The sequence below is a fragment of the Acidimicrobiia bacterium genome (assembly GCA_016650365.1).
Taxonomy (GTDB): domain Bacteria; phylum Actinomycetota; class Acidimicrobiia; order Spongiisociales; family JAENVV01; genus JAENVV01.
Map to the genome: position 1 here is coordinate 1 of JAENVV010000261.1, position 1,272 is coordinate 1,272.

Sequence of the window (1,272 nt, forward strand, 5' to 3'; positions counted from 1 at the left end):
AGTGGTTGCCCAAGCACGCGCTCAAGCTGCGAATCCAGATCAGTGACCATCTGCTGGCGGAACTCGACGATTCGAGCTCTGCCGAGCGTCCGCCCGGAGGCATCGAGCAGCCGACTCAAACCGAGACCAACCACCAACCCGACCACGACGAGGACCACCGACCATGGAACCGAACCGCGAACCGGAGGACTCGCGTACCACCACACACCTCCCCAAATGACCGCAAGCGTCAGAAGCCATTTGATAGCCGCTATCGACGCCCACCAGGAGCGCCCGGTGAGTTTGGCCTGGCCGGCTCGATGCAGGGCCCGGTCGACCGTCTTGTCGACCGCATCCGTGAGACGCTCGGTATCGAATTGTGATCGAATGGCCTTGGCATAGGGTCCGCCAGCCGCCAAGGCGACCTGTGACACGAGAGATTCCATCGTCCCGAGTGCCGTATCGCGCCCTGGCCTCGAAGCCCACTCCCTGGCCGATTCATTGGCGAGTCCGTCGCGCGAAGACAAACCAAGCGCTCTCGCCAATCTGGTGTCCCGAAGTCGGGTGATCACCAGGCCAATTGGTCCCACTCCGGTACGCAGCGCCACCGCGGCGCCCTCGGCTTCGGCTTTTTCTGCCACGTCGGCCGCCACCACCATGTCGACCAGACCAGTGACGACCTCAGATCTTGCCGTCTCCCACTGGGCTTCAAATCCGATTCCTTCACCGGTCACCCCGGTTACGGCAGCGATGGTCGCACCGGCCCGTCGGATATCGACAAGGGTCTTGGCGGTAACGGCCCGTTTGGCGTCTCCAAGCTCGACGAGCGCATCAACCAGGCGATCTATCCCAACCGGGAACCCGTTCGGTGGGCTGGCCGCCACCGGGATAATGACCGGGGCCGAAATCCCGATCTCCTTCAGCTTGCTCTCAAAGTCTTGGAGAACCTCACGCAACTCGACGGATGAAAGCCGATCGATCTGATTGAACACAAACCGGAATTGCCCCTGATAATCGGCGAGCGGTCCCAGGAAATCACGATGCAAGAGGCGGTCCGAGTATTTCTCGGGATCGACCACCCACCAGACGACATCAACCCGAGGAAGGAGGCGTTCAAAGATTGCCCGATGGGCTCCGACTACCGAGTCGGTGTCTGGCATATCGATGAGTACAACCGGCAGATCGTTCAAATGTCCTACCCGCTTGTCCACCCCCATATCGTCGAGAAGTCGCACTATTCCTGGTTCGGGCACGTGCGGCATCCAGGCCAAGGGCTCCGATGTGGTCGGTCGG

General features: G+C 61.3%; 1 protein-coding gene. It reads right to left on the reverse strand.

Annotated elements, in window-relative coordinates; all coding sequences use genetic code 11:
- On the reverse strand, nt 1-1,232 hold a 1,232-nt coding region (locus JJE47_14910; GenBank protein MBK5268710.1), incomplete at its 3' end, for a hypothetical protein.
- Nucleotides 1,233-1,272 lie beyond the last annotated feature (40 nt).